The organism is Stenotrophomonas sp. JC08 (assembly GCF_052180205.1).
GTDB lineage: Bacteria > Pseudomonadota > Gammaproteobacteria > Xanthomonadales > Xanthomonadaceae > Stenotrophomonas.
In genome coordinates this window covers 22,928-49,149 of the sequence record NZ_CP197473.1, presented here as the reverse complement: position 1 = coordinate 49,149, position 26,222 = coordinate 22,928, and the positions used below count along the sequence as shown (strand labels likewise).

The 26,222-nt window shown below is 68.3% G+C and carries 11 protein-coding genes; 1 reads left to right on the top strand and 10 read right to left on the bottom strand.

Annotated features, from left to right (window positions below; all coding sequences use genetic code 11):
- Positions 1–3: 3 nt before the first annotated feature.
- The 6 genes from ACSBPQ_RS00180 to ACSBPQ_RS00155 form a co-directional block, all read right to left on the bottom strand.
- Positions 4–1,020, bottom strand: coding sequence for an OmpA family protein (locus ACSBPQ_RS00180; protein ID WP_442683081.1), 1,017 nt, complete (start codon positions 1,018–1,020; stop codon positions 4–6).
- Positions 1,021–1,030: 10 nt separating this feature from the next.
- Positions 1,031–4,411, bottom strand: a complete 3,381-nt coding sequence (locus ACSBPQ_RS00175) for a hypothetical protein (RefSeq protein ID WP_442683080.1) — start codon at positions 4,409–4,411, stop codon at positions 1,031–1,033.
- Positions 4,408–12,480, bottom strand: coding sequence for an SdrD B-like domain-containing protein (locus ACSBPQ_RS00170; RefSeq protein WP_442683079.1), 8,073 nt, complete (start codon positions 12,478–12,480; stop codon positions 4,408–4,410). The genes ACSBPQ_RS00175 and ACSBPQ_RS00170 overlap by 4 nt, the downstream gene beginning before the upstream one ends.
- Before the next feature lie 349 nt (positions 12,481–12,829).
- Positions 12,830–13,582 carry a response regulator transcription factor gene (locus tag ACSBPQ_RS00165; RefSeq protein ID WP_442683078.1) on the bottom strand — a complete coding sequence of 251 codons (753 nt, stop codon included), beginning with the start codon at positions 13,580–13,582 and terminating at the stop codon, positions 12,830–12,832.
- Between the two features lie 194 nt (positions 13,583–13,776).
- The gene (locus ACSBPQ_RS00160) at positions 13,777–14,496 is read right to left on the bottom strand and encodes a response regulator transcription factor (protein ID WP_442683077.1); all 720 of its coding nucleotides are present in this window, start codon (positions 14,494–14,496) and stop codon (positions 13,777–13,779) included.
- 184 nt (positions 14,497–14,680) lie between these two features.
- Positions 14,681–16,825, bottom strand: coding sequence for a S46 family peptidase (locus ACSBPQ_RS00155; protein WP_442683076.1), 2,145 nt, complete (start codon positions 16,823–16,825; stop codon positions 14,681–14,683).
- A gap of 117 nt (positions 16,826–16,942) precedes the next feature.
- On the opposite strand from ACSBPQ_RS00155, the gene ACSBPQ_RS00150 reads away from it, so the two are divergent.
- On the top strand, positions 16,943–17,221 hold the full coding sequence (locus tag ACSBPQ_RS00150; RefSeq protein WP_442683075.1) for a hypothetical protein: 279 nt from the start codon (positions 16,943–16,945) through the stop codon (positions 17,219–17,221).
- A 75-nt stretch (positions 17,222–17,296) separates the two neighbouring features.
- On the opposite strand, the gene ACSBPQ_RS00145 is transcribed toward ACSBPQ_RS00150, so the two are convergent.
- From ACSBPQ_RS00145 to glyQ, 4 genes are all read right to left on the bottom strand, one after another.
- On the bottom strand, positions 17,297–21,169 hold the full coding sequence (locus ACSBPQ_RS00145; protein WP_442683074.1) for a translocation/assembly module TamB domain-containing protein: 3,873 nt from the start codon (positions 21,167–21,169) through the stop codon (positions 17,297–17,299).
- Entirely contained in the window at positions 21,166–22,953 is a 1,788-nt protein-coding gene (locus ACSBPQ_RS00140) for an autotransporter assembly complex protein TamA (RefSeq protein WP_442683073.1), read from the bottom strand. The genes ACSBPQ_RS00145 and ACSBPQ_RS00140 overlap by 4 nt, the downstream gene beginning before the upstream one ends.
- A 160-nt stretch (positions 22,954–23,113) precedes the next feature.
- Entirely contained in the window at positions 23,114–25,282 is a 2,169-nt protein-coding gene (glyS, locus tag ACSBPQ_RS00135) for a glycine--tRNA ligase subunit beta (protein WP_442684609.1), read from the bottom strand.
- Positions 25,283–25,284: 2 nt separating this feature from the next.
- Positions 25,285–26,196, bottom strand: coding sequence for a glycine--tRNA ligase subunit alpha (glyQ, locus tag ACSBPQ_RS00130; RefSeq protein WP_442683072.1), 912 nt, complete (start codon positions 26,194–26,196; stop codon positions 25,285–25,287).
- Positions 26,197–26,222 lie beyond the last annotated feature (26 nt).

The window sequence follows — 26,222 nt, the reverse complement described above, 5'->3', positions numbered from 1 at the left end:
AGATCACCTGGTCAGTTCGAACCTCACCTCGACGCGACGGTTCGGCAACAGGCACTCCAGCAGCGCTGCGCGCGGCTTGACGCCTTCGCACTCCTGCACCTGCCGGGTGTCACCGCGATACTCGTAGCGGATCGCATCCGGGTCGATGCCACGACCGATCAGCAGTTCGCGCACGGTCTGCGCACGCCGCTGCGACAGGCCCTGGTTGTAGTCGAAACCCTTGCCCTGCATGCGGTCGGCGTGGCCGACCAGGGTGACGCCGGCCAGTTCGCGCTTCTCGCTGGCGATGGTGGCCAGCGCGCGGTCGATGCTCTCCAGCGAGTAGGTGCGGATGTCCTTGCGGCCATCACGATCGAACTCGAACAGCACGTTGGCGATCAGCGGGCCCGGCGTGACCGTCAGCGCGGTGTCGGGCGCCACGTCGCACTGGCGCGCCAGCGCCTCGGCGTCGTTGACCAGGTCCTCGGCGATCTGGATGTACGGCTTGGAGTGGCGCCACTGCTGCTGGTTGAACTCGTTGCCGGCGTGGACCAGTTCGACCTCGCCGCAGGCCACGGCCTGCTGCGCGCAGCTGAATCCCGGCGTGCCGTGGATCGCCTTCAGGCGTTGCCACAGGTCGTCGCGCAGGTACTTTGCGCCGTTGACCAGCGCGGTGTCGGTGGGAATCGGCGCAACGCCGTTCTCCATGTCCACGATCAGCTTCTCCGACTCGGTCAGCGCTTCCTGCGGGAACGCGCTGCGGTCGTTGCGAGTGTATTCGTGGAAGGACACGTCCAGCCAGCACTGCGCCTTGGACAGGTGGTAGTCGCGCACCGGGCGGCCGGCGTCGTTGAGCGCCTTGATGCGGCCCTGCGTGGCCTCGTAGCCCTGCAGGTCGGCATGGATGGCCTCGTCGGTTATGCGCTTTTCCTGCGGGTTGAGCCGGGTCTGCTGCGCGCCGGCGGTGCCGGCCAGGGCGGACAGGAGGGTGGTCACCAGCAGCGCGCGGGACAGGGTGGAGCGGTTGTGCGTGGATTTCATCGGGTCGTCCTCAGCGGGCCGGGTCGCGGTAGCGCACCGGGTCACGGCGGAAAAGGTCTTCGTCGAACTTGAAGCGCAGGCGCAGGAACAACCCCTGCTGGGTGTACTCGTAGCCGTTGAGGTCGCGGTCGCCGGCGAAGCCGGTCCAGTTGTAGCCGGCCGACAGCCACAGGTTCTGCCGCAGCAGGCGGCCCACTTCCACGCCGTAGGCGTACTGGTTGCCGCCGGACTGGCCGCGGAAGGTGGAGCCGAGCACGCCGACGTCCCAGTTCTCGGTGATGTCGTAGACGATGCGGCCGGAGAACAGCACCGCGCGGAAGCTGCTGTTGACGCGGCCGCCGTCGCCGTACGCGAACTGGTCGCGCTGCCACTTGCCGGCCACGCGCCCGGTCAGCCACCACGGCCGCGACGGATGCCAGTCGGCATGCGAGGAGACGATGTGGGCGCGGGTGCGCACGTCCTGGCTGAGGCCGTTGACCGCCTGGCCGTCGAGCAGGGTCAGCCCGCTTTCGTCGCGCTCGAGCTTGTACTCATAGCGCATCAGCGCGTTGACCCGGTTGCGGTCGGTGTCGCGGTAGGCCAGGCCTAGCTGGAAGCGGTCCTGCAGGACGTCGCCGCGTTCCTTGTAGTTGGTCGCAAGCAGGTAGTTGCGGCCCAGCAGGGTCCAGTCGCGGCTGAGCTTGCGCGCCACCATGAACTGCAGCAGCGTGGTGTCGAACGCCTCGTTGGCCTCGGTGTGCGCCACGTCCTCGGAGATGCGGTACTCCACGCGCACGGCGCCGCGCCACAGCGGGTTGGCGCTGTAGTCCAGCGCCAGCGCCAGGCCGGTGCTGTCGCCGGTATCGCCGGCGATCACGTTGACGCGCTCGGCCGAGCTGCTCAGGCGCAGGCCTTCGCGGATGTCCCAGTTGTTGCGGATGCCCGAGGCGGCCTGCACGTCGCGGCCGCTGATCGCATCGCGCAGCCGGTATTCGCTGAACGCCTGGGTGTCGCGCAGGTAGGTACTGTCCACGCCGAACACCAGCGCATCGGCCTCGCGGTCGGTGGTGGTGATGCCGTAGGCGCTGGTCAGGCCGGTCTGCTTCTCGTAGCGGCCGTACAGGCGGCTGCGCTCGAAGGCCTGGTAGTCCACGCCGGCGGCGATGCGGTGGCGATCTTCGCCGCTGACGCTCTGCTCGACCTCGGCGCCGCCGCTGAACTTGTCGCTAAAGCGGTAGCCCACGCCGATGCGCGCGCTGTCCGATTCCAGTTTCGTGCCCACCGGCAGGTCGCTGGTGATGACGCTGCCCGAGGACGAGCCATTGACGACCATCAACCCGGTGGCCGGGTCCAGCGCCTGCTGGCCGTAGCCCAGCGCGCCGCCGCCACCGCCGGTGGCGAAGCCGCCGGTCAGGCCGCCGGTCTGCCCGAACGGCGACCCCATCGACCATGGCGAGGTCACACCGATGGTCTCGCGGATGCTGCGCAGGCCGACGTCCACGGTCAGCCGCCCGGTGGCGCCCACGCGCACGCCGGCGCCGCCGGCATCGCGCTTGCCGCCATCGGGGTTGCGGTCCTCGCTGCGCAGGGCTTCCACGTACAACTCCACGCGCGGGGTGAACGCATAGCTCAGCCGCGCGTTGTATTCACCGCGGCCACCGTACAGCGGCGAGGCCGGGTTGTTGAACGCGGGATCGGTGCGCGCGGCGAACAGACGGGCATCGAATTTGTCGCCTTCATGGGCGAACTCGACGCGCCATGCATCGCCTTCCACTTCGCCGCTGACGTCCTTCAATCCCTGCGAGGTGACCTGGTTCAGCGAGTTGGTGTTGACCTCGCTGCGGGTACGCGCGAACTCGGCCACGAACGCAGTGTTCGGGCCGAAACGGTAGCCGGCGTTGACGCCGCCCATCTTGAACTCGGCATACGGATTGCGGTCCTCCACCGCCGAGGCACCCACTTCCAGCCTGTCGGTCAGCTTGAACTGGCCGTCGGCGCCGACCACCCAGAACTTCTCGGTCTGCTGGTCCAGCTCGTAGGTGATGCGCAGCGACACCGGGTTGAGGTCGCTGTCGAAGGACGGCATGAACTGGTTGAGCAGGATGCGCCCGGAGAACGGCTCGAAGCTGTAGTCCACCAACCGCGCCAGCGGCCGCACCGAGACGATGCGGCTGGGCTGGTTGCGGTCGCGCACGATCACTTCCACCCGCTCGCTGCCTTCCAGCACCGCGTTGTTGCGCAGCGCGTACGGGCCGCTGCCCTGGCTGCGGAACTCCTCGATGATCTGCCGCAGCGAATCCTCAATGGCGAAGACGTTGCTGCGCACGCGCTCGCTCTCGAAATGCCAGCCCAGGCCGGTGGCGGTGCGGTTGTAGGTGCTCAGGCTGCGCTGCGGGATCGGCCCGCTGCCACCGATACCGGTGGCCGTGGCCAGCGTGTCGCCGGTCTGGAAGTCGCCGTACAGCAGGTAGCTGCGCTTGTTGTCGATGCGCACGTACAGGCGCTCGGCCGAGCGCGCGTCGAAGCCGCGCAGCGACGAATCGCCGTACACCGGGTAGAACTCCTCCGGCTGGATGTCGCGCAGCAGGCGGCCACGCACGTCCTTGTCCGAGTCGTAGGCGGCGGTGAGCAGGTACTCGCCCTTGATCCGGCCCTTGACGAAGAACGCGGTGCGCGCGGCGGCATTGGCCTTGCCGTTGTTGAACTGCTTCTCCCAGCGGCGGATGTCGCGGTCGAAGGCATCGTGGTGCTGCACCGACGAGATCAGCCCGGCATTGGACTTGTTGCGGAAGTTGACCACGCCCTCGATCAGGCCGGTGGCCAGCAGCTCGCGCATCTCCGGCAGGAAGCCGATCACGCCCTCGGCGCTTTGGCCGCCGGCGGTGATGCGCAGTACCACGTCCTGCGGCTCGTGCGGGGCCAGCAGGTCGAACTCGGCCACGCCGTCGTCCACCGCCAACTGCACGCCGGGGGTCACCTTGTCGGCATCGGCGGCGCCGGGGCCGAATTCGTCGGTGCGCGAACCCAGCAGGCGGATGCGGCCGCCGCTGTGCTCGATGGTCGCGTACGCGCGGCCGGCCAGCGGCTTGCCGTCGCCGTCGAGCAGCTGCACGCGCACGTGCACCGGGGTCTGGCCGTCGGCCGGTACGCCGTCGCGGTCCACGTCCACGCGGACCAGGTCCACGCCGTGGTTGAGGGCGTAATCGACGTTGCCGGAGCGGGTGGAGGTGGCTTCCGGCGCGGCATCCGCGCTTGCCGGCGAGCGCGGGTACAGCGTGGCGGCATCACCCAGCACCGGGGTGAAGCGGGTGCCGGTGCCGACGTCCTGGGCCAGCGCCGGCAGCGTCGCCACCAGCGCGCAGGCCAGCAGGCTCAGGCGCGGTGCATGGCGCGGGAAGGTGCGGCGGTTCATGGCTGCACCTCCTGCGCTGCCGATGCGGAGGGCGGGTTGGGTCTGGGTTCCACGATCGGTCTCTGGTTGGCCGAGTCCGTGGCCTGCTGCGGCGCACGGAGCGGCTTGCTTTCAAAACGCAGCTGCGACTGCCCGGCCTCGTTCTCCGGCGCGCGCACCTCGCCCTGCGTGCGGCGGGCCTTGACCTGCTCCAGCAGCGGGTTGGAACAGCTGCCCTCGACGAAGTCGGCGCGGTGCAGCTCGCCGTTCTTCAGGTCCAGGAACAGGCTGTCGGCATCGCCCAGGTTGCGGTTGCTGCTGGTGGTCAGGCGCGCGCCGACCGGCAGGGTGGACGGATCGACCTTCAGGGTGTGGCTCTGCGGGGGCAGGCCGCAGTAGCTGTACTTGCCCTCCGAGTCGGAGATCACCCAAGTGCCGTTGGAGAAGTACAGGCGCACGCCCGGGATGCCCAGCTCCTCGGCGTCCTGCACGTGGTTGTTGTTGCAGTCCACGAACACCTTACCCAGCACGCAGGCCTCGTCGGTGAACACGCCGCCGGTGACGCGCACGCGGTACTCGGCGTGGTTGGAGGGCACCGAGCCCGGCAGCGGCGACAGGCCGTTCGGATCGATGCAGCCGGTATCGGCCAGGCAGCCATGCGCCTGAGCGCGGTTGACGCCATCGCCCTGCAGGGCGCCCACGCCGATGCGCACGCGGTAGGTCAGCACCCGCTGGCCACCGGCGCTGATCGGGCCGAGCTCGAAGCCCAGGCGCGGACCGGGACGACCCAGCGGCTCGGCGACGATGCGGCCATCGACACGGGCGGTACCGTCGATGTAGGTGAAGCCGCGCGGCAGCACGTCCACCAGGTTCACCATGCGCGGCGCGGTGCCCGACACATGGCGCACCTCGATCGTGTACAGCACCATGTCGCCGATCTCGGCCATCGACCTGTCGCCGCGCTTGCTGATGACCAGCCGCGCATCCTCGATCGCCTCCTGCACTTCGTTCGGCACCCGGCACAGGTTCTGGGTGATCTGCGGATCGCAGAGCTCCAGCGCACCCGGGGTTTCCTCGAACTGCTTCCACTGCTCGTCGGTGGGTTTGCGCTCAGGATTCTCGCCGCCGCCGGACACGACCACCGCGTTGTTCACGGTGCCCTGCTCCAGCGCCGCCGGCAGCACGTCCACCGGCACCTTGATGGCACCCGGATGGGTTTCGCCGGCGCCCAGCGCGCGCGAAGCGGCGCACTGGATGCGGCCCTCACCCATCGTGCCGGTGCAGGTCCATCCTTCGCCGGTGGGCAGGCCAGCCAGCACGATGCCGGCAGGTAGGTAATCGCTCACCACGTACTCGGCATCGGTGGCGCGCTCGCCGATATTGCGCACGCGGATCGCATAGCTGGCCTTCTGGCCTACGGTGAACACCTCGGTGTCGGCCGACTTGCTGACCACCACGTCCGGCCATGCCTTCACCAGCTCGCTCGGCAGGCGGCAGGCGTTGTGGATCACGTCCGCCCCGCACACCGGCAGGATGCCCACGTCGCCACCTTCCTCCAGCGCGTTCTTCTCCTCGTCGGTGGGCTGGCGCGCGCCAGGCTCGCCGCCACCGCTCACCAGCACCGCATTGTTGACGGTACCCGCCACGGCATCGGTGCTCACGCGCACCAGCGCGCGGATGTTCGCCGGCGAGGTCTGGCCGGCGGCCAGCACCGCCGCGCTGCGGCAGGCGAAGCCCGTTTCGCCGGCCGTACCCGTGCAGGTCCAGCCCTCGCCCGTCGGCGCCTCGACCAGGGTCACGCCCTGCGGCAGGCGGTCGCGCACCTCGTACTCACCGTGGGTGTCGGCCTTGCCGGCGTTGCGCACCACGATGCGGTAGGCAGCCGTGGTGCCCGTGACCAGCGTGGCCGGCTCCAGCGACTTGCTTACCCGCAGGTCCGGCAGGTTGGTGTTGATCTCGCCGAAGTTGTTCTCCAGCGACTGCGTGCCCGAGGGCAGTTCGATGACGCTGATCGACGATGTCGGCGTCTCCTTCGGGGTGGCGGTGCCGCCGGTGGTGCCGGCCGTGGTCTGCCCGTTCTCGGTCTGCGGCGGCTGGTTCGGCTGGGTCACCGTGTAACGGCCCGGACGCAGGTTCGGGAACGTGTAGCGGCCATCGCCGTCGGTGGTCGTCGTCACCCGCACCGGATTGCCCAGGTCATCGGTGCCTTCCAGCACGATCTCCTGGTCGGGGATGCCGGTTTCGCCGGAATCGACCTTGCCGTTGTCGTTGTCGTCGTTGTAGACGCGGCCGGCGATGGAGGCAGGCGGGATCTCGCCGAAGTTGTTGTTCACCGAATTCCCGTTCGGGCCCAGCACGATGCCGCGGATTTCCGACGGCACGCTCGTCGGCGCGGTCGCCGTGCCGCCGCCAGTGCCGGGAATGGTCTTGCCGTTCAGGGTGCCGTCCGGCTGGATCGGCTCGGTCACCGTATAGGTGCCCGGGGCCAGTCCGTCGAACAGGTAGTTGCCCTGCGTGTCGGTCTGCACTTCGACGTCCACCGTGTTGCCCATGCTGTCGGTGCCGGTCAGGCGCACGGTCACGCCGGCGATGCCGGTTTCGTCTGCATCGATGACACCGTCGTTGTCGCGGTCCAGCCACACGATGCCGGCGATGGAACCGTTCATCGGGATCTCGCCGAAGTTGTTCTGCACCGAGTGCTGGTTCTCGCCGAGCACGATGTTGCCGATCGCCGACGGCGTGGTGGCCTTGCCGGTCGCGGTGGCGCCCGCCATCGGCGCGCCGCCGATGGTGCCCAGCACCGTCTGGCCATTCAGCGTCATCGGCGGCTGGTCCGGCTCGGTGACGGCGTAGCTGCCCGCCGGGAGATCGGCAAACAGGTAGCTGCCGTCGCTGCCGGTGGTGGTGGTACGGCTGACCGGGTTGCCGTTGATGTCGATACCGGTCAGTTTGACGGTGATGCCGGCAATGCCCTGCTCGCCGGCATTGATCGCGCCGTTGTCGTTGTTGTCCATCCACACCCGACCAGCGATGGTGCTGCGGGTCGGGATCTCGGCGAACAGGTTCTCCAGCGACTTCTGGCCCGGGGTCAGGGTGATGCCGGCGATCTGCGACGGGGTGATGGTCACGCCGGTCGCGGTGCCCATGGCGGCGCCACCGATGGTTCCTTCGGTGGTGATGCCGTTGGCGGTCCCCGCCGGCTGGTTCGGCTGGTGCAGGGTGTAGGTCCCCGGCAGCAGCTGGGTGAACGAGAACGTGCCGTCGTTGGCCGTGGTCGTGGTGGCAACCACCGTGCCGCCCGCGTCGCGCAGCTCGATGGTCTGGCCGCCGATGCCGGCGTCGCTGCCGTTCTGCGCGCCATCGTTGTCGTAGTCCATGAACACGCGGCCGTGGATCTCGGCGCCTTCCTGTTCACCGAAGTCGTAATTCTCGCCGTTGCCGGTCAGGCGGATGCCGCTGATGCGGTCGGTGGTGGGCGCGTCGCCGGCCACGCCGGTCTGCGCGGTACCGGCGCTGCAGGCGCCACCGCCGCAGGTGCCCGGCTTCACCGCGCTGGGACGGTTCAGGTGGCCGGCCGGCAGCACTTCGCGCACGGCGTAGGTCTTGGCCGGGTCCAGGCCGACGAACTTGTAGAAACCGGCGGCATCGGTAATCGCGGTTCCGGTCGGGCCACCGACCGGCACGTAGTCGCCGCCGACCAACTCCAGCAGCTCCAGCGTAGCGCCGGGGATGGGATCGTCCGTGGCCGGATCGCGTACGTCGTTGACGTTCTTGTCCAGGAACACGTGGCCGGACAGCGTGTACAGCGTGACTTCCGGGAAGTCGAACTGCACGCCCGCGCCGCCGCTGCCGAGCACGACGCCGCTGATGACGCCGCCGCCGGCCGCGATGCTGGCGGTGCCCTTGTCGGTCACGCCGGTGCTGGTGCCATTGCGCACGGTACGCGTGCTGTTCGGCTGCGGCATGCCGTTGTTGTAGCCGCCGGACACGGTGCTTTGGTCCTGGCTGACTGTGTAACCCGCGGCATCGGAAGGAGCCAGGCCATTGAACACGTAATCGCCGTTGGCGTCGGTGGTGACGGTCACGTCGATGGTGTTGCCGTACACATCCGTGCCGGTCAGGCGCACGCCCACGTTCGCCAGACCATTGTCGCCCGCGTCGGTGTCACCGTTGTTGTTCTGGTCGAGGAACACGCGGCCGGCGATGCTGGCGTTGCGCACCTGCACCGGGCCGTCCTGCTCGTTGTTGTTCGGGTTGCTGTCCTTGGCCAGGTCCTCGTTGGCCGCGTCCTTGCCCGGCTGCACGGCCACGTGGTTGTCCACGTCGGTGAGCCACGGCCCGGCGAACACGCCGATCTTGGGCCGCGCATGCAGGGTCAGGGTGTAACCACTGCCAGCCGGGAAGTTGCCATTGACGTGGCAGGTGATCTGCTGGACCGGCGTCGCGATAGTGACACTGGCGACGCCGTTGGAAACGTAGCAAACGTCTGCCGCGTCCGGCGCCGGCGGGCCGGGCTGCACGGCAAGGTTCCCGCCCGCCGCAGCCAGCGTGGCGCCGCCGGTGGCGGTGCCAACGCTCGGCGCGGTGGTGGTGATCCACTCGAAGCCGGCGGGCAGCGTATCCACCACGCGCATCTGGGTGGAGGTGGAAATGCCGTTGTTGCGCAGCACGATCTGCCACGGCACGGCCTGGCCGACGTCGACCGGCGAGACCATGGCAGTCTTGCTCACCACTTCCAGGTCGGTGCTCGGGAACAGCACGTTGTTGATCGCGGCCAGATTGTTGCCCGCCTGGAGCGGGTCGGCCGTGCACTTGCCGGAGGATTCGTAGCTGTTGGTCTCGTCGGCGCAGACATGCACGGCGTTGCCGAAGATCTCCGGAGTCGCGGATGCGCCGGTGGGACGGAACACCAGCTCGAAGTTGACCTCTTCGTTCACGTCCAGCGTGTCGAACGTGCACACCGTGTCGTCGTTCGGCGTCGCCTGGGCGCAGGCGACGGTCTTGCCGACCAAGGTATAGCCAGCACTTGCAGCGCCTGCGTTCATGTTCTGCGGCGCGCCCTGCAGCGCCAGCGTGAATCCCGTCGGCACGGTCAGCGCGTCGGTCATGGCGACGTTCTCGGCGATCGACGGGCCAGCGTTGCGGATGCTGAAGCGATAACGCAGGTCGTCGCCGGCGCGGAACTCGCTCTGCCCGACAGGGAACACCGGCACCTTGCCCTGCTGCAGGTCGAACGACGGCACGGTCACGTCGAACACGGCCGAAGCGGTATTGTTGGCCAGTGCATTGGCATCGCCGCATATGGACGAATTCGCTACGCCATCGGCACGGTACTCGCACATGTTGTCCAGGTGGACGTGGGCGGTATTGGTGACGTTGTCGTACAGCTTGTCGCCCAGCGCGCCGCTGTAGCTCGGCGGCTTCTTGACGCGCGCACGCACGGTGACCGTCTGCACCTCATGGCGGGAGATGGTCGCGATGCTGACACAGGAAATGGTGCCGTTGGCCAGATCACTGGCCGCGCAACTCATCTTCGCCGCATCGGCCGGCTTCACTTCCAGCACATCGAAGGCCGGCATCACCAGTGTCGCCGCACCCGTAAACAGGCTGTCGGTGATGCGGAAGTTGCCGGCGGCGATGTGGTCCTGGCCTTGGTTGCGGGCGACGAGGGTGAACAGCACGGTCTCGCCCACCGACGCCATCGGGTTGTTGCCACCGCTGGCCGGGATGCTGGTCGTCACCGTTTTGCTGGTCATGGCCACGTCGGCGCGCGGCAGCACATTGATCCGCGCGTCGTCGCTCAGCACGTTGCCGCCGGACAGGTCCTTCAGGAACGCGTTGGTCGAATCCAGCGTGGCGGTATTGTTCAGCTGGCCCGTAGGCACACCCAACGGGCGCGACAGCGTAGCCGTGACCACGATGGTGGCGCCGGCCGGCACGTTGTTGAAGCTGCAGGTCTGTTCGTAGGTATTGCCGGACTCGGTGGTGTTTCCCGTACTGCCCCACGACGCGGGATTGCCGGAAATGGTGGTCGGACAACTGTGCGTGACCCCTGGTGCCAGCGACGTGTCGTAGGCGACGGCAATGGTCGGCGTGACATAGGTCGGCGCGGCGCCGACCGCTCGCATCAGGCCACGATAAACGTCCTTCACCTGCAGGGTCGGGATCGTCGCCTGCGCCGCTGCCGTGGTAATGGTCATCCGCCAGTGCATGTCATTGTCGCCGGCGGCCAGCGTCGGCGCATCGGCGACATCGTCGTGCCAAGTGTTGCCGTCCACCGACGATTCCTTGCGGATGCCCACGCGGACATCCTCGATGGTGGTACCGATGCCGTTGGCGGCTTGGCAGTCTTGGCCATTGGTGCCGTTCTCGGCAATGCCGCCGGTTGCACCGGCGTCCTCTGGATCGGCCGGCTGCGGGCCGTCGCTCTCGGTCAATCCCAGCAGGCGCAGCACCTCGCTACCGGTGCAGGCGACGTTGGTCAACGTTACCGGGTTGGGCCCGAGGGTCGCGGCATCGGCCACGGTATGGGCGAAGCTGAAGGCACGGGACTGGCCGACAGTCATCGTGCCGGGGCCGGCATGCTCGCAGGACACCTGTGTCGTCTGGGTCGGATACTGGCCATCGGGCCGTGGCGATGCCGGGGTAAGCGTGCATGTCCAGCCGTTGTTGGCGGTGACCGAGGCATTGGTGATCTCGCGCGGATCAAGCCAATCCACCACGCGCAGCGGATGGGAGGCATCCCAGCTGACGGTTTCCGGACCACGGTTGGTGACGGTCAGGGTGGTGTTGATCGTCTGCCCCGGTGCCACCTTCGCGGGCTTGCTCTTGCTCAGGCCCAGGTCGGCCGCCGACGGCGCCATCCAGTAGCGGCGGGTGGCGCTGTTGTTGTTCGGCTGGCCATCGTCCTGGCCGGCCGGCAGGGTCAGCACGGCGGGCAGGTACTCGCCCGTGCGGCGGACGTTGTCCAGGGTCACGGGGATGACGAACGGAGCGGACTGCCCCACATTCAACGTGCCCGCGGTGCAGCTGACCTTGGTGCCGTTCCAGGTCCCGGTCACGGTGCCACCGCTCACCGGCGGGGAAATGGTCAGGCTGCTGGCCGGCGTGGACGTACAGCCCGCCGGCAGCGTGCCCAAGGTGAAGCCCGCCGGAACAATGGTCTCCACCACCGCTCCCGCCGCCGATGCCATGGGCCCGTTGTTGGTCATGCCGATGGTGACACTTTGGTTGCTCAAGCCAGGGGAAGGCGAGGCCGAACTGTTGCTGAGCGAGGTGGTGATGGTTGCCACCAGGTCAGTGGCTGGCTCGGTGTTGTAGTTGAGGCTGTCGGTGTTGTTGCCGGCGGCCAGGTCGATGTAGAGCGTATTGCCTGAACTGACCGTGGCCGTATTGACGAAGCTGCCATAGCTGAGGGTGACACCCCTCACATCGATCCAGCTGGCATTTAGCTGGGCCGGGGTGATAGGGGAGCCACCCGCGGAATAGGTGCAGGTCAACACGCGGCTGCTGTTGGCAGCCGCTACCGCGGTGCAGGATGGTGTCAACGGGCCACCGAAGGCCACGCTCGTCACCACGAAACCCGTCGTGGCGTTACCCGGCAGGTTGTCGGTAATGAGGATGCTGCCACCCACCGGCACGTCATTTCCGCCACCAGCGATGTTGGGCATCAGGCGGAATGCGCTGTCGCCACCAGTCAGGGGATTGCCAACCGCGGGGACGGCCATGGTCTTGCCGACGGTCAGGTCACCGGCGTTGCGCGCGTTCCCGGAAAACGCAGCCGCAGGGCCCGAGGTGCCTGTGGCGGTCAGGTTGAAGCCACCGGCTGCCACACCACGGACCGGGAAAGTCACCGTGCCACTGCTGCCAGCCGTCGTCGAGCACACCATGTTTGGCGCGGTATAGGAGCAGTCGGCCGGGGGAGCGGGGGGATCGGCCTGCAACTGGGCGGGAATCACCACGGTGACGGTGTCGCCGCCGACGCTGGTGCGCGTCCAATCGACGGTGACGTTCACGTCCTGGCCGATGCCGATGTCCGGTGCCGTGGTCACCTGCGTCGCGGTCACGGCGGCATTCGCGGTGGGCGCCATGAGTCCGATCGTGACCAACAGACCGACAACCCTCATCGCATGGATTGCAAATCCGTTTACATGCATGCGCGACAATGCCGCGCGACCAGCCTGATCGTGTGATTGGTACACGGGTTTCCCCCAACTTCGCTTCTGTTGCGCCCACCCGTGCTTGCCTGGAAGCACGGGCCTGCGATGCTTCGCCTGCGCATGCCGTCACGGACATGCGCAGACCACCCTTGGCGGGTTTTCGGGCGGCATTCTCGGCATGGGGTGCGGCGAAGGCAGTAGCAGACGCTTTCTTTGCCTCTCACTTCCTCTCGTCACACCTCGGAACACAGTCCATGAAGACGGACCAACGCCGTGCCGCTCAACCCTGGCCGGGGACGAGCAGGTAGCCCATGTTGCGCAACGCCCTTGCCGGCAGCGGGAGGCCGGTGGCGGCACGGACGCGCGAGCGCAGGCGGTGCATCAGCACTTCCAGGCGGTGCGGGTCGAAATCCTGCGGCGTGGGGGTGAGTGCGGCGATCAGCCGGGTGCGGCTCACTGGCGTGCCCTGGGCGGCAAACAGTTCACGCAGCAGCGTGCGCTCCGGTGCGGTCAGGGTGAGGGTGCAGCCATTGGGTGCGTGCAGGTCCCAGCCATTGGCGCTCAGGCGCCAGTCCGGGATCGCTTCCGTTGCAGGCTCGGCGGCAACGTCACCGCCACCGATACGTGTCGCCAGGCGCCGGTACAGGCTGTGCAACGACGCCACCAGCACCGGCAGCTCCAGCGGTTTGCCGAGGTAGAGGTCGGCGCCGGCGGCCAGGCCACGGGCGATGTCGGCCGCGCCGCAGCGGCCGCTCACCAGCACGATGCCCATGTCGCCGATGCGGCGCAGGTGGCTGGCGGCGCTCAGGCCGTCCTCGCCGGGCAGGATGATGTCGAGTATCAGGATGTCGCAGCGGTCGACGGCCAGTTCGCGGTACAGCGCCTCGACGCTGCCGATGCCCCGCACCGATGCGCCGTGGCTTTCGAGTTCCTCGAGTACCAGGGCGCGCCATGCCAGGTCGTCCTCGACCACCCATATCCGCACCCCTTCCAGCCACGGCTTCCCACCCGCCCGCGGCGCCTCCCGCTTCATCTCCAACACCGCGCCCCCGAGACAAGCGCGCCGCCGATGGCAGCTGCAACGCTTGCCGGACGATTCTCGGCAGGTGGTGTCAGGCGGGCAGTATCAAAAACTCTCGCAACATCACGAACGCTTGCCTGTTGTCCCGGGCCGCGAAAAGGTCCGCCTCAACGGTTCCTGCCGGCGGTCCGCAGCGTTTCCGGGGTTCAGTCCACCGCTTCGGCCCGTTCGGAAAGCAGCATGTAGCCGATACCGCGCAGCGCGCGCACCGGCAGCACCGCGCCAGTGGCATTACGCACGCGGGTGCGCAGGCGGTGCACCAGCACTTCCAGGCGGTGCGGGTCGAAGTCCCAGGGTTGGTCGGTGATGGCCGCAATCAGTTGCTCGCGGTCCACGGCCTTGCCAAGAGCGGAGAACAGTTCGCGCAGGAAACTGCGTTCGGCCGCGGTCAAGGTCAGCCTGTCTCCATTGGGGGCATGCAGGTCCCAGCCATCGGCACGCAGGCTCCATGCCGCATGGTCGTCGAGGACGGGATCATTGGCGGTCGGAGCAGTCACCTGTACCGGGCCGGTCATGCGCCGATGCAGGCTGTGCAGCGCGGCCACCAGCACCGGCAACTCCAGTGGCTTGGGCAGGTAGACGTCGGCGCCGAGCGACAGCCCTTGCGCCATGTCGGCGGTGCCGCTACGGCCGGTCACCAGCACGATGCCCATGCCATCCATCCGCCGCAGATGGCCGGTGGCGCTCAGGCCGTCCTCGCCCGGCAGGCCGACGTCGAGGACGAGGATGTCGCAGCGGTCCACCGCCAGGTCGCGGTACAGCGCTTCGGCGCTTTCGATGCCGTGCACGCTGGCGCCGTGGTATTCGAGTTCCTCCACCACCATGCCGCGCCACTCGGGATCGTCTTCCACCACCCAGATGCGCACGCCGTCCAACCGGCAGCCTGATTCCGCCGTCGGTATTTCCTGCTTCGCCACCCCGTGTTCTCCCAAGCCGATCCCGCTGCTCCCCCGGACGCCATTCTACTGGCCCGGCCCGGGAAGCGCGTGCACGGCGCCGCCCGGGGACGATGCGCGGGAGCGCATCATTTGCGCGCCCGCATCCGCGGCCTCACTCCTGCGGCAGGCCCATTTCCGCCAGCAGCGCCGGGGCCGGGTAGACCTTGGCCAGCAGCCAGCGCAGGTAGCGCATGTCCACGTGCACGGCGCGCTTGTAGCGCGGGTCGAACCACCAGCTGGCGCTCACCGACTCCCAGTTGGAATCGAAGTTCAGACCGATCAGTTCGCCTTTGGCATTGAGCACCGGCGAGCCGGAGTTGCCGCCGGTGGTGTCCAGGTTGGTCAGGAAGTTGACCGTCTGCGTCTTCAGCGCCGGATCGGCGGTGCTGCCGAAATCGCCCTTGGCGATGGCGTCGAGCAGCGGTTTGGGCGCGTCGAACGGCACGGCGCCGGTATTCTTCTCGACGATGCCGGCCACGGTGGTCACCGGCGAATAGTGCACCGCATCGCGCGGGTGCAGTGCTTCCACCTTGCCGTAGCTGATGCGCAGGGTGCGGTTGGCGTCCGGGTAGACCGCACGGCCCTGCTGCGCCCGCCATGCGAACAGCGCCTGCATGTAGGACGGGCGCAACCGCAGCTGCTCGCCTGCACGCTCCTTGCTCTCGCGCTCGGCGCTCAGCTGCGCCATCACCAGCGCGGCGGCCACCGATACCAGCGGATCGTTGTCGATGAACGCACCCTTGCGTGCGGCCTCGAAGCGCGACAGGCGCTGCGCCTCGTCGCCCAGCTTCGTGGTCGCGTACAGCTCGTCCAGCGCCTTGACCAGCTGCGCCGGGGTGCGGCCGAACAGGTTGTCGTAGTGGGCGTCGCGCTGGTCGTCGGGCAGTTGCTGGTAGCGGGTGAGCAGCGCGGTGAGGATGACCTTTTCCACCGCCGGGTCGTAGCGGCGCTGTACCTGCCGGAGCACGCCCTCGATCAGCGCCTGGTCACGCTGCTGGTAGCCGCTCTCGCGCTCGGCGTCGGGCTTGGCCGATTCCACGCGCAGCCGCTCCAGCAGCAGCGCCGAGCGCAACAGCTGGGTCTGGCTGGACATCAGCCCCACCAGCAGTTCGCTCTCGCCGGTCGCGCGCTCGGCGTCCAGCGAGGCGAACAGGGCGTCGATATCGGCGCGGTATTTCGCGTCGGTAGCGGCCAGCATCGCCTGCTCGTCAGCAGCGCGCTGCGCCTTGGCGTCGCTGCGCAGCAGCCCTTCCAGTTCACCGGCGGCACGCTTGCGGTTGTTTTTCAGCGATTGCAGTTGCGAGGCATAGCGGGTGCGGGCCTCGGCATCGTCCTTGCCGGCGGCTTCGACGACGTCGATCAGCTGCTGGAACACCTCCACACGGCGCGGCAGCACCGCGTCGATCTGGTTGGCGAACTCGGCGGCGGTGCGCAGCCGGTAGGTGGTGCCGGGATAGCCGGCGAGCATGGCGTAGTCGCCTTCCTTCGGGCCGTCCAGCGACATCTTCAGGTGCGCCGGTGGCTGGTACGGCACGTTGTCCTTGCTGTACGGCGCCGGCTTGCCGTCCTTGCCGACGTAGGCGCGCAGCAGGGTGAAGTCGCCGGTGTGGCGCGGCCACATGAAGTTGTCGATCTCGTCGCCATAGTTGCCGATGGCGCGCGGCGGCGCGTAGACGAGGCGGATGTCGGTCAGTTCCAGCTGGCGGACGCGATAGAAGTCGCTGCCGTAGTACATGTTGGCCACCGAGCAGCGCACACCGCCCTCGGCCTCGCAATCGGCGACGATGCGCTTGCGCGCGTTCTCCACCGCGTCGTAATAGGCACGACCGTTCTTTCCACGTGCCTCGCGGAGCACTTCGTCGGTGACCTTGTCGAAGCCCACCGTCACCAGCACCCGGTAATCCGGGTTGGCGGCGCGCTCGTCGCTGCGGTCCCTGGCGATGAAGCCGTCGTTGATGGTGTCCAGCTCCTTGCTGGCGTTGTACTGGATCACGCCATAGGCGACGTGGTGGTTGGTCAGCAGCAGACCGTCACCGGACACGAACGCACCGGTGCCACCGCCCACCCGCACCACCGCGCTCAGCGGCGGCGCGGTGACATCGGCCAGCTGCCGCGGATCGCCCTTGAAACCGGCGTCCTTCAAGGTCCTGGCCAGCTCCGGCAGCTGCGTGGGCATCCACATACCCTCGTTGGCCTGGGCGGCAGCAGCCAGGCCCATGCCCAGCGCCAAGGCGGCGGCAAGCGGTTTGCGCATCATCGAAAACTCCAGCAGATCCAGAACAGGTGCCGACAGTAGCCGCGCCCCGGTGACCCGGCAACCGCCAACGGTCACGATTCCGGGCTGCGCAAGCACGAGGAGGTCGAACTGGATGCGATGACCGGCAACTGCTGCCAGACCGCCGCCAGTGTCGCCGCCGAGTGCGCGGTGCTGGTGTATCGCCGCCGCAATGCCGGCGAAATCCGTGACATCCAGCTGCATCCGCAGACCGCCGCTGGCTGGCAGCCGGTGCAGCGCGTGCATGCCGACCACTGGATGATGCCGGCCTGCCCGGTCAACGGCCCTTCGGTGACCGCGCGCGACAGCGATGTGTGGGGGCGTGGTACACCACGCCGCACGGTGAGCAGGAGTGACGCGGGTGGCCCCTGGCCATGAGTCGCGATCGGGACTTTCCCGGGCAACCCGGGTCGCGACTCATATCTTTCCTGCATGCATGTGCGACGTGCCGGCCTACTTCTCCTTGCGCCAGTTCACCGAGCCGCGATTTTCCACCGTGGACGATTCGATCTCGATGTCGAAGCCGCGACGCAGCAGGTACTTGAGGGTGAGCACCGAGCCGCTGCCGATCAGCGACACGCCATAACCGATGTAGAGCTTGGGCGTGATGAATTTGCCGACACCGATCACCGCCCCGCCCAGCGCGCGCGACTGGCTGACACCGGCGTCGTCCAGCCCCAGCTTGGCGCCGACCTGCGCGGCCAGCAGCCCGCTGCCGGCCGACAGCGCCGCCGAGGCCGCGTTGACCTGCTGCGCCTGGTCGGAACTGGCCAGGCTCAGGCTGCGGCCGAGCACCAGGTAGGACAGCGCCTCGGACTGCGACATCGCCGGATCGGACCACACGTCCACACGCGGCTGCTGGGCGCGGCCGGTGACGTGGATGCCGGCGGTGACATCGCCGATGGCGCGCTGCGCGCGGATATTGATGCGCGGGTCGGAGACGATGCCGTGGTTCCACAGCAGCTGGCCGTCGGTGATGGTCAGGTCCTGGCCATAGGCCTTGTAGCGGCCACTCACTTCCAGCCCGCCATTGGCGCTCATCTCGCGGCCGGGAATCGCCCGCACCTGCATCTTGCCGGTCAGCCCGCCCTTCAGGCCGAAGCCGTTCATCCGGACCTTGTCGCCGAGGCTGACCACCAGGTCCATGTCCAGCGGCGAGGTGCGTGACTCCTCCGGATCGACCGGGTCCAGCACCACCACGTCCTCGGACACCGAGGTGCCGCGGTCCAGCCGCTCCAGGTCGATGTCCGCCTCGGGCACGTGCACGCTGCCGCGCAGCTCCATTGCCGCCGCGGCCAGGGTGAACTGCAGGTCCGGGTTGGCGACCACGCGCAGCTCGCTGGTGTTGGAGACCAGCACGTTGTCGCCATGGATGTGCAGCTGCAACGGCTGCGCATCGCCGAACCAGGACAGCCCGCCCTCGACCTGCAGCGCGCCCTCGCCACCGGTCTTGGCCGAGGCACTGATCCGCGCCGAGCCGTCGGGCTGGGCGATGAAGTTGCCCTTGCCCTCGCTCAGGGTCAGGCCGAGCGCCGGCAGTTCACCGGTGAAGTCGCTCAGCTTGGCCTCGCCCCCCAGCGAAGGCTGTCCGCGCACGCCGCGCAGGCTGACGTGGCCTTCGATCAGGCCCTTGGGCCGCACCAGATCCGGCGAGAACAGCTCCAGCCAGTACAGCCGCGACATGTTCAGGTACAGCTCGCCGTGCAGCGGCGCACCCGGCTCCCAGCCGGTCTGCACCTTGGCGTCGATGAAGCCGTCGCCCTGGAAACCGACGCCGAGATAGCCGTTGATGGCGCCGGGCTGCAGGTCCAGGTTCAGCGAGAAGTGGTCGTAACGCACCAGCTCGCCGCGGGCGTTGTCGCCGAGGCGGATGCCGCCCTCCAGCGAGGCGATCTTGAAGCCGCCCTCCCAGGTGTTGCCACGTGGCCGCAGCCGGCCGTCGAGGGTGACATCACCACGCAGATGGATCTGGCGGCCGGAATTGGGCGGCAGCCACGGCTGCACCAGCGCCAGCGGCAGGGCGTCGCCGGACAGGCGCAGGCCCTCGCGCGGCCAGTCGGCGTCCACGCACAGCGCACCGCCGGTATTGGCACCCAGGCAGGTGGCGGCCAGGGTGAAATTGTCGCCCTGCACGCTGAAGGCGGCCGGCTGGCGCAGCTGCCACGGCGCTCCCTTGGCCGGCGTGACCCGCAGCGCCGCCAACGCCCCCTGCCATCCCTGCCCGTGCTGGCGCAGGCTGCCGGACAGCACCAGCGCGCCGAGGTCGTTGCCGGCCTCGGCATCCAGCTGCAGGTCCTGCAGGTTGCCGCGGGTGCTGATGTGCAGCCGCTCCAGCAGCATGCCGACCTGCACCGCGCTGCCGCGGATCTCCAGCGCACCGTTGTCACCGCGCCACGGCAGGCGCCCGTTGATGCTCAGCTGCTGCGCCTTCCAGTCGTCCCACTGCAGGCCGGTGCCCTGCAGGTCGGCGCGGATATCCGGCTGTGCCGGGGTACCGCGGACCTGCACGGTGCCGGCCACGCTGCCACTGGCCGTGGGCAGCAGGTCGGACAGGTGCAGCGGCTCCAGCCGCGCGTCCACCTCCAGGCGGTCGCCGAGCGTGCCCTTGGCCTCGATCCGGCTGCCGCCCAGCACCAGCCGCACATCGCCTTCGCCGCGGGTGTCGTGCAGCGTCACCTTGGCGCGTGCATCGACACTGCGCCCGCGCAGCTGGCCGCGCAGTTGCGGCAGGTCCAGATGGGCATCGAAGCGCGGCGCCGCCTCCGGATCGGTCACCGGCAGCTGCTGGCCGGTGGAGGCCAGCGTGCCGGACAGGTTGCCATCCCAGCCCGGCAGGAAATAGCCGGGGTCGAAACCGGCCAGCCGGGCATCGACATCCCAGGCCAGCGCCGGCTGCCAGGTGACCGAGCCGCTGAGCTCCATCGAGCCGCCCGGCGTGGTCGCGGTGAGCTGCTCGATCCGTACCTGGCGGTCGCTGCCACGCAGGTCGAAATCGAGCTGGGCCGCCTGCGCCTCACGCGCCACTTCCGCCCGGCCCAGCGCCGCCCAGTTCTTCAGGTTGCCGGCCACGCCCAGCCACGCCTCCTTCAGGTGCATCGGCTCCGGCACATCACCGGGATTGGCCGGATCGGAGGCCGGCGTCCAGGTCAGTTGCCGTGCCGCCACCGCCAGATGGAAGCCCGGATTGCGCGCATCGCTGAAATCGGCCTTGCCCCGCAGCTGCAGGCCGCCGCCCAGCGCTTCCAGCGCCAGCGGCGCGACCGTCAGCACCTGCTGTTCGATGGCGATATTGGACGGCGCCAGCACCAGTTCGTTGTCACCCTGGCGCAGGCGGCCCTGCAGCTGTGCCTTGCCGCCACGCCCGCGGGCGTTGAAGTCCAGCGCCAGCGGCGCCGGTGCCACGGCCAGGTACTGCGCCGGCACCAGCTGCCCGAGGTCGAGCTGCTCGCCGCGCACACTGGCCTGCCATACCGGATCGCTGCGGCCGTCCAGCACCAGCCGGGCCTGCAGCGGCGCCGGCGCATGCCCGGCCAGCGCCACTTCCATGTGCGCCAGATCCCCGCGCGCGACCAGCCCCAGCGATGCCGGCCGCTGCCCCGGGCGTGCCGGCAGCCGCGCCCGTACGGTCAGATCGGTGCGGTAGTCACGGCCGGGCAGGTAGTGGCCATCGATATGGAAATCGCCCAGATTGCTGTCGACCGCGATCGCGCGGGCCCGGAACTCGCCGTTGGCGGCCTCGATGCCGCCGCGGATGCGGCTGATGGCGATCGCCGGGGCATCCTGCTGCAGGATGCGCAGGCCATCGACCTCGAGCCGGTCGGCCTGCAGCGCCAGCGGCAGCTCGATGGCCGGCAGCACGTCCGGCCAGCGCGGCAGCTCGAACGGGGTGTCTTCCGACGGCCCCAGCTCCAGCACGGCATCGCTCAGCCGCAGCGCGTCCAGCCGCAGCTTGCGGCCCAGCAGCGGGCGGATATCCGGGTCCAGGTAGGCCTGGGCCGCGGTGAAATGCAGGTCCTGGTAGCGGAAGTCCAGGTCATGCAGGACCAGCGGCCCGGCCAACGGCCCTTCGACCTTGCTCCAGGTCAGCGAGGAGCCGGCCGGCAGCCGTGCCACCACCTGCGCCATCAGCACCTCGCGCCCGGCCACGGTCTGCAGCAGCCAGTACAGCGCGAACGCCGCCAGCAGCACCAGCGCGGTGGCGGTGATGCCGCTGCGGATCGCCAGCGTGCGCAACCGCGCCTTGCGCAGCGCGCGCAGCTCGGCGATGCGCGCCTCGCGCTGCTCGGGCGTGATGTCGTCAGGCGCGGGAGCAGGACGCCGGCTCACAGGTCGGCCCCGATGTTGAGATACAGCTGGAACGCCGAATCCGGACTGTTCAGGCCGCGGGCGATATCGATCCGCACCGGGCCCACCGGCGACTTCCAGCGCACGCCGAAACCGACGCCGGTATGCAGGTCGATGGTGTTGTCGAAGGCGCTGCCGGTATCGACAAACGCCGCCACACCCCACGGACCACCGCTGAAGTAGTGCTCGTATTCGGCCGAACCGACCACCAGGTGCTTGGCACCGAGCGCGTACTTGTCCGGCGGCGGCGTGCGCGGCCCGACCTCGCGCCAGGCATAGCCGCGGATCGAGCGGTCGCCGCCGGCGAAATAGCGCAGGCTCGGCGGCATCGCCACCAGATCACCGGTCCAGGTGGTGCCGGCCTGACCACGCAGGATCAGGCGGTCGGCCTCGCCCAGCGGCAGGAACCAGCGCAGCGTCGCATCGGCCTGGATGAAACTGGTGTCCGAACCGGCGCCCTCCAGCCCGCCGCGCAGGGTGGCGTTGCCGCTGAAGCCGCTGCGCGGGAAGGTGCGGTCATCGACGTTGACGTAGTCGCCTGTCAGCTGCGGATAGAACAGCGTCGAATACTGGTACAGGGCGTCGTTGAACTGGTCGCCGGAACTGTAGCGCCAGCGCTCGCGCAGCAGGTTGACCGAGGCCACCGCGGTCCAGTGCTCGTTGATCTCGCCGCTGCGGCTGCCGATCAGCTTGAAGTTGCGCATGTCGATGTAGCGCGTCTGCTCGTCGTAGGCACTGATTGCGAAGGTGTACCAGCCATCGAGCCAGCGGAACGCCGGGATGCGGTAGCTGGTGACCGCGCTCTTGCGCTTCTGCGCGTAGTCTAGCTGGGTGTTGAGCTTGTGCCCGCGGCGGTTGACGTAACGCCGCTCGACGCCGCCGCGCACACCCGCGCCGCTCTCGCTGCCATAGCTCAGACCGGCGGTGTAGATGGTGCGCTTGGCCAGGGTGAGGGTCACATCCACCGGCACCTCGCCATCGCCATAGGCGTCTTCCGGATGCGGCTGGATGTCGATGGTGCTGAAGTAGTCCAGCTTGGTCAGCGATTCACGCAGGCGGTCGAGCTTGCCTTCGTGCCAGTAGCTGCCTTCCTCCCAGTACACCAGCGGCTCGAACAGCCCGGTGCGGAAGTAGTCCTGCTTGAAGTCGATACGGCCCATGTTGTAGCGGCGGCCGCTGTCCCAGCTCAGGAAGATGTCGGCCGCATTCTCGGCACGGGTGACCTCGACCCGGCGCTGGGTGAAATCCGAATCGAAGTAGCCACGCTCGGCCAGGCGCCGGGTGATGGTGACCTTGCTGGCCTCGTAGGTGGTGTGGTCGAAGGGCTCGCCTTCGCGCGGATTGAAGTCCTGCAGGTCGCGCTGCAGGTAGCGGTCCCGCGCGGCCGGGCCGGTGATCACCACTTCCGACTGCCGCACCCGTACCGGCTCGCCCTTGTCCACGTGGATCACCACCTGCAGGGTGTCGCCCTGGCGTGGCGCTTCCACGGTGATGACCGGGTTGTAGAAGCCGAACGGCTCCAGCGCCTGCCGCGTCTGCCGCTCGGCCTGCGACAGCAGGTATTCCAGCCGCGACTCGCCCTGGACCTTGCCTATGGTCTCGTACAGCGACAGCGAGACTTCGATGTTCTCGATGATCTCGGCGTCATCGCCCTTGTCCAGGCCGTTGATCTGTACCTTCTCGATGGTGCCGCGGGCGTGGGCGGAGGAGGCTGCCAGCAGGGAGCAGGCGAGCAGGACGCGTCGGGCGATTCGGTAGGGCTGCATGGCGGGGAGGATACCGGGGTCAGGATGACCGGCAAAATCACGCACGGGTTATCCGGTTCATCGCTGCGGCTGTTCCGGCGCCGTCCGCCACCGCACCGCCGCCGCACAAGCGAAGGCCCGCATGCGCGGGCCTTCGCTGTCACGCATCATCGCAGCCGGATCAGCTGGACAGGTGCTCGATCGCAGCGACACTGCCCAGGCGGTCGCCCAGCGTGCGCAGCAGCGCCAGGCGGTTGCCACGCAGGGCGAGGTCATCTGCGTTGACCATCACCTTGTCGAAGAACGCGTCCACCTGCGGGCGCAGGCGGGCCAGGCGGCCGAGCACGGCCACGTAGTCCTTCTGTGCCAGCGCGGCGCCGGTGTCGTCGATGGCGGCGGTCACCGCTTCGGCCAGCTCGCTCTCGGCCGGCTCGCGCAGCAGCGCCGGATCGATGCTGCCCGGAATATCGCCCTCGGCCTTGCGCAGGATGTTGCGGATGCGCTTGTTGGCCGCGGCCAGTGCTTCGGCTTCGGGCAGCTGGGCGAAGGTGCCGATCGCATCGAGGCGGCGGTCGAAGTCATACAGCGAGGCCGGCTTGAGCTCGGCCACCGCGTTGAAGTGGCTGGTCGGCACGCCCTTGTCGGCGTAGTAGCCCTTCAGGCGGTCGAGGATGAAGTCGTACAGCTCGTCGATGCCCATGGCTGCATCACCATCACGCACCGCAATGGCTTCATCATGGGATTTGCTCGCAAGCGCACGTTCCTTGTCGCTCTTGGCGTCCGCCACGGCCTTCCCGGCAACCAGCACGCAGGCGTTCAACGCAGCATTGCGGGCCAGCGACAGGAGGCCGCGAACATCGATATCAAAACCCGATTCGATGATGCTGCGCGCCAACCCCAAGGCATTGCGACGCAGCGCGAACGGATCCTTGTTGCCGGTCGGCTTCAGGCCCGCGGCGAAACCGCCGGCCAGGGTGTCCAGACGCTCGGCAATCGCCAGCACCTTGCCCAGCGGGCTCAGTGCGATGTCATCGGCGGCAAAGCGTGGCTGGTAGGCCTCGTCGATGGCCAGTGCGACCGCCGGCGCCTCGCCACCGGCCAGCGCGTAATGGCGACCGGCGATGCCCTGCAGCTCCGGGAACTCGTTCACCATGCGCGACTGCAGGTCGTTCTTGGCCAGCTCGGCGGCACGCCTAGCCTGCACCGGATCGGCACCGACCTGCGGCGCGATCACCTGCGCCAGCGCGCTGACACGGGCCACCTTGTCGGCCACCGTACCCAGCTTGGCCTGGTAGGTGACGCTCGACAGGCCCTCGCCCATCGCCACCAGACCCTGCTTCAGATCCTCGTCGAAGAAGAACTTGGCATCGGAAAAGCGCGGACGGATCACCCGCTCGTAGCCCTTGGCCACTTCGGCCACGTCCTTCGATTCGATGTTGGCGATGCCGATGAACTTCTCGGTCAGCTTGCCGCCAGCATCGAGCACCGGGAAGAACTTCTGGTTGATCTCCATCGTCTCGATCAGCGCTTCCTGCGGCACCGCCAGGAATTCGCGCTCGAAACTGCACAGCACCGCCGCCGGCCATTCGACCAGATTGACCACCTGCTCCAGGTTGTCGTCGGTGATGCGCGCCACGCCGCCGGCCTGCGCGGCTGCGGCATTGACCTCGTGCACGATGCGTTCGCGGCGCGCGTCGGCATCGACCAGCACGTTGGCCGCCTTCAGCGACTCGACGTAATCGGCCGGATTGCTCAGCCACACCTGCTTGTCGGCCATGAAACGGTGGCCACGGCTCATGCGGTCGGACTTCAGCCCCAGCAGTTCGGCATCGACCACATCGTTGCCGTGCAGCAGCACCAGCCAGTGCACCGGGCGGGCGAAGGCGTATTCGTGGTTGCCCCAGCGCATCGGCTTGGGGATCGGCATCGCGGCGATGGCCTCGCGCAGGATCTCCGGCAACAGCGCGGCGGTCTGCGCGCCCGGGGTCACCGAGCGCAGCACGAAACGCTCGCCCTTGGCATCGGTGGTGCGCTCCAGCGCGGTCCAGTCGATGCCGGCCTTGGCGGCGAAACCCTGCAACGCCTTGGTCGGCTCACCGTTGGCGTCCAGCGCGATGTTCAGATACGGGCCGAACACTTCCGAGTGCTGCTCGGGCTGTTCGGTTTCCACGCCCGGCAGCAGCACGGCCAGACGGCGCGGGGTCGACAGCGGCTTGGCGCCTTCGCGGTCGAAGGTGATGCCACGTTTGCCCAACCCGTCAATCACGCCGTCGAAGAAGGCCTGCGCCAGGCCCGGCAGCGCCTTGACCGGCAGCTCTTCCACGCCCAGTTCGATCAGCAGCGGTTGCATGCTCATGCCTGCACCTCCCTGGCGGCCACGGCTTCGAGGCGCTTGGCCTCGTACAGCTTGGCCACGGCCATCGCCAGCGTGCGCACGCGCAGGATGTAGCGCTGGCGCTCGGTGACCGAGATCGCGCGGCGCGCGTCGAGCAGGTTGAAACTGTGGCTGGCCTTGGTGACCTGCTCGTAGGCCGGCAGCGGCAGGCCGGCTTCGATCAGCGTCTGCGCCTCTTTCTCGCAGGCGTCGAAGCGGTGGAACATTTCGGCCACGTCGGCGTATTCGAAGTTGTAGGTGCTCTGCTCCACCTCGTTCTGGTGGTAGACATCGCCATAGGTGACCGGCGCGCCATCCGGGCCGTAGGTCCACACCAGGTCATAGACGTTGTCGCAGCTCTGCAGGTACATGCACAGCCGCTCCAGGCCGTAGGTGATCTCACCCAGCACCGGCTTGCACTCCAGGCCACCGGCCTGCTGGAAGTAGGTGAACTGGGTGACTTCCATGCCGTTGAGCCAGACTTCCCAGCCCAGGCCCCAGGCGCCCAGGGTCGGCGATTCCCAGTTGTCCTCGACAAAGCGCAGGTCGTGCACCAGCGGGTCGATGCCCAGCGCCTTGAGCGAATCCAGGTACAGCTGCTGGATGTTGTCCGGCGAAGGCTTCATCGCCACCTGGTACTGGTAGTAACGCTGCAGGCGGTTGGGGTTTTCCCCGTAGCGGCCGTCGGTGGGGCGGCGCGAGGGCTGCACGTAGGCGGCATTCCAGCTTTCCGGGCCGATCGAGCGCAGGAAGGTGGCCGGATGGAAGGTGCCGGCACCGACTTCCAGGTCCAGCGGCTGGATCAGCACGCAGCCCTGCTTCGCCCAGAAGTCGTTGAGGGTCTGGATCAGGCCCTGGAAGGTGATCGGAACTGTCGGGGTCGCGGACATGCTGCGGATTGCCGTACGGAGGGGTG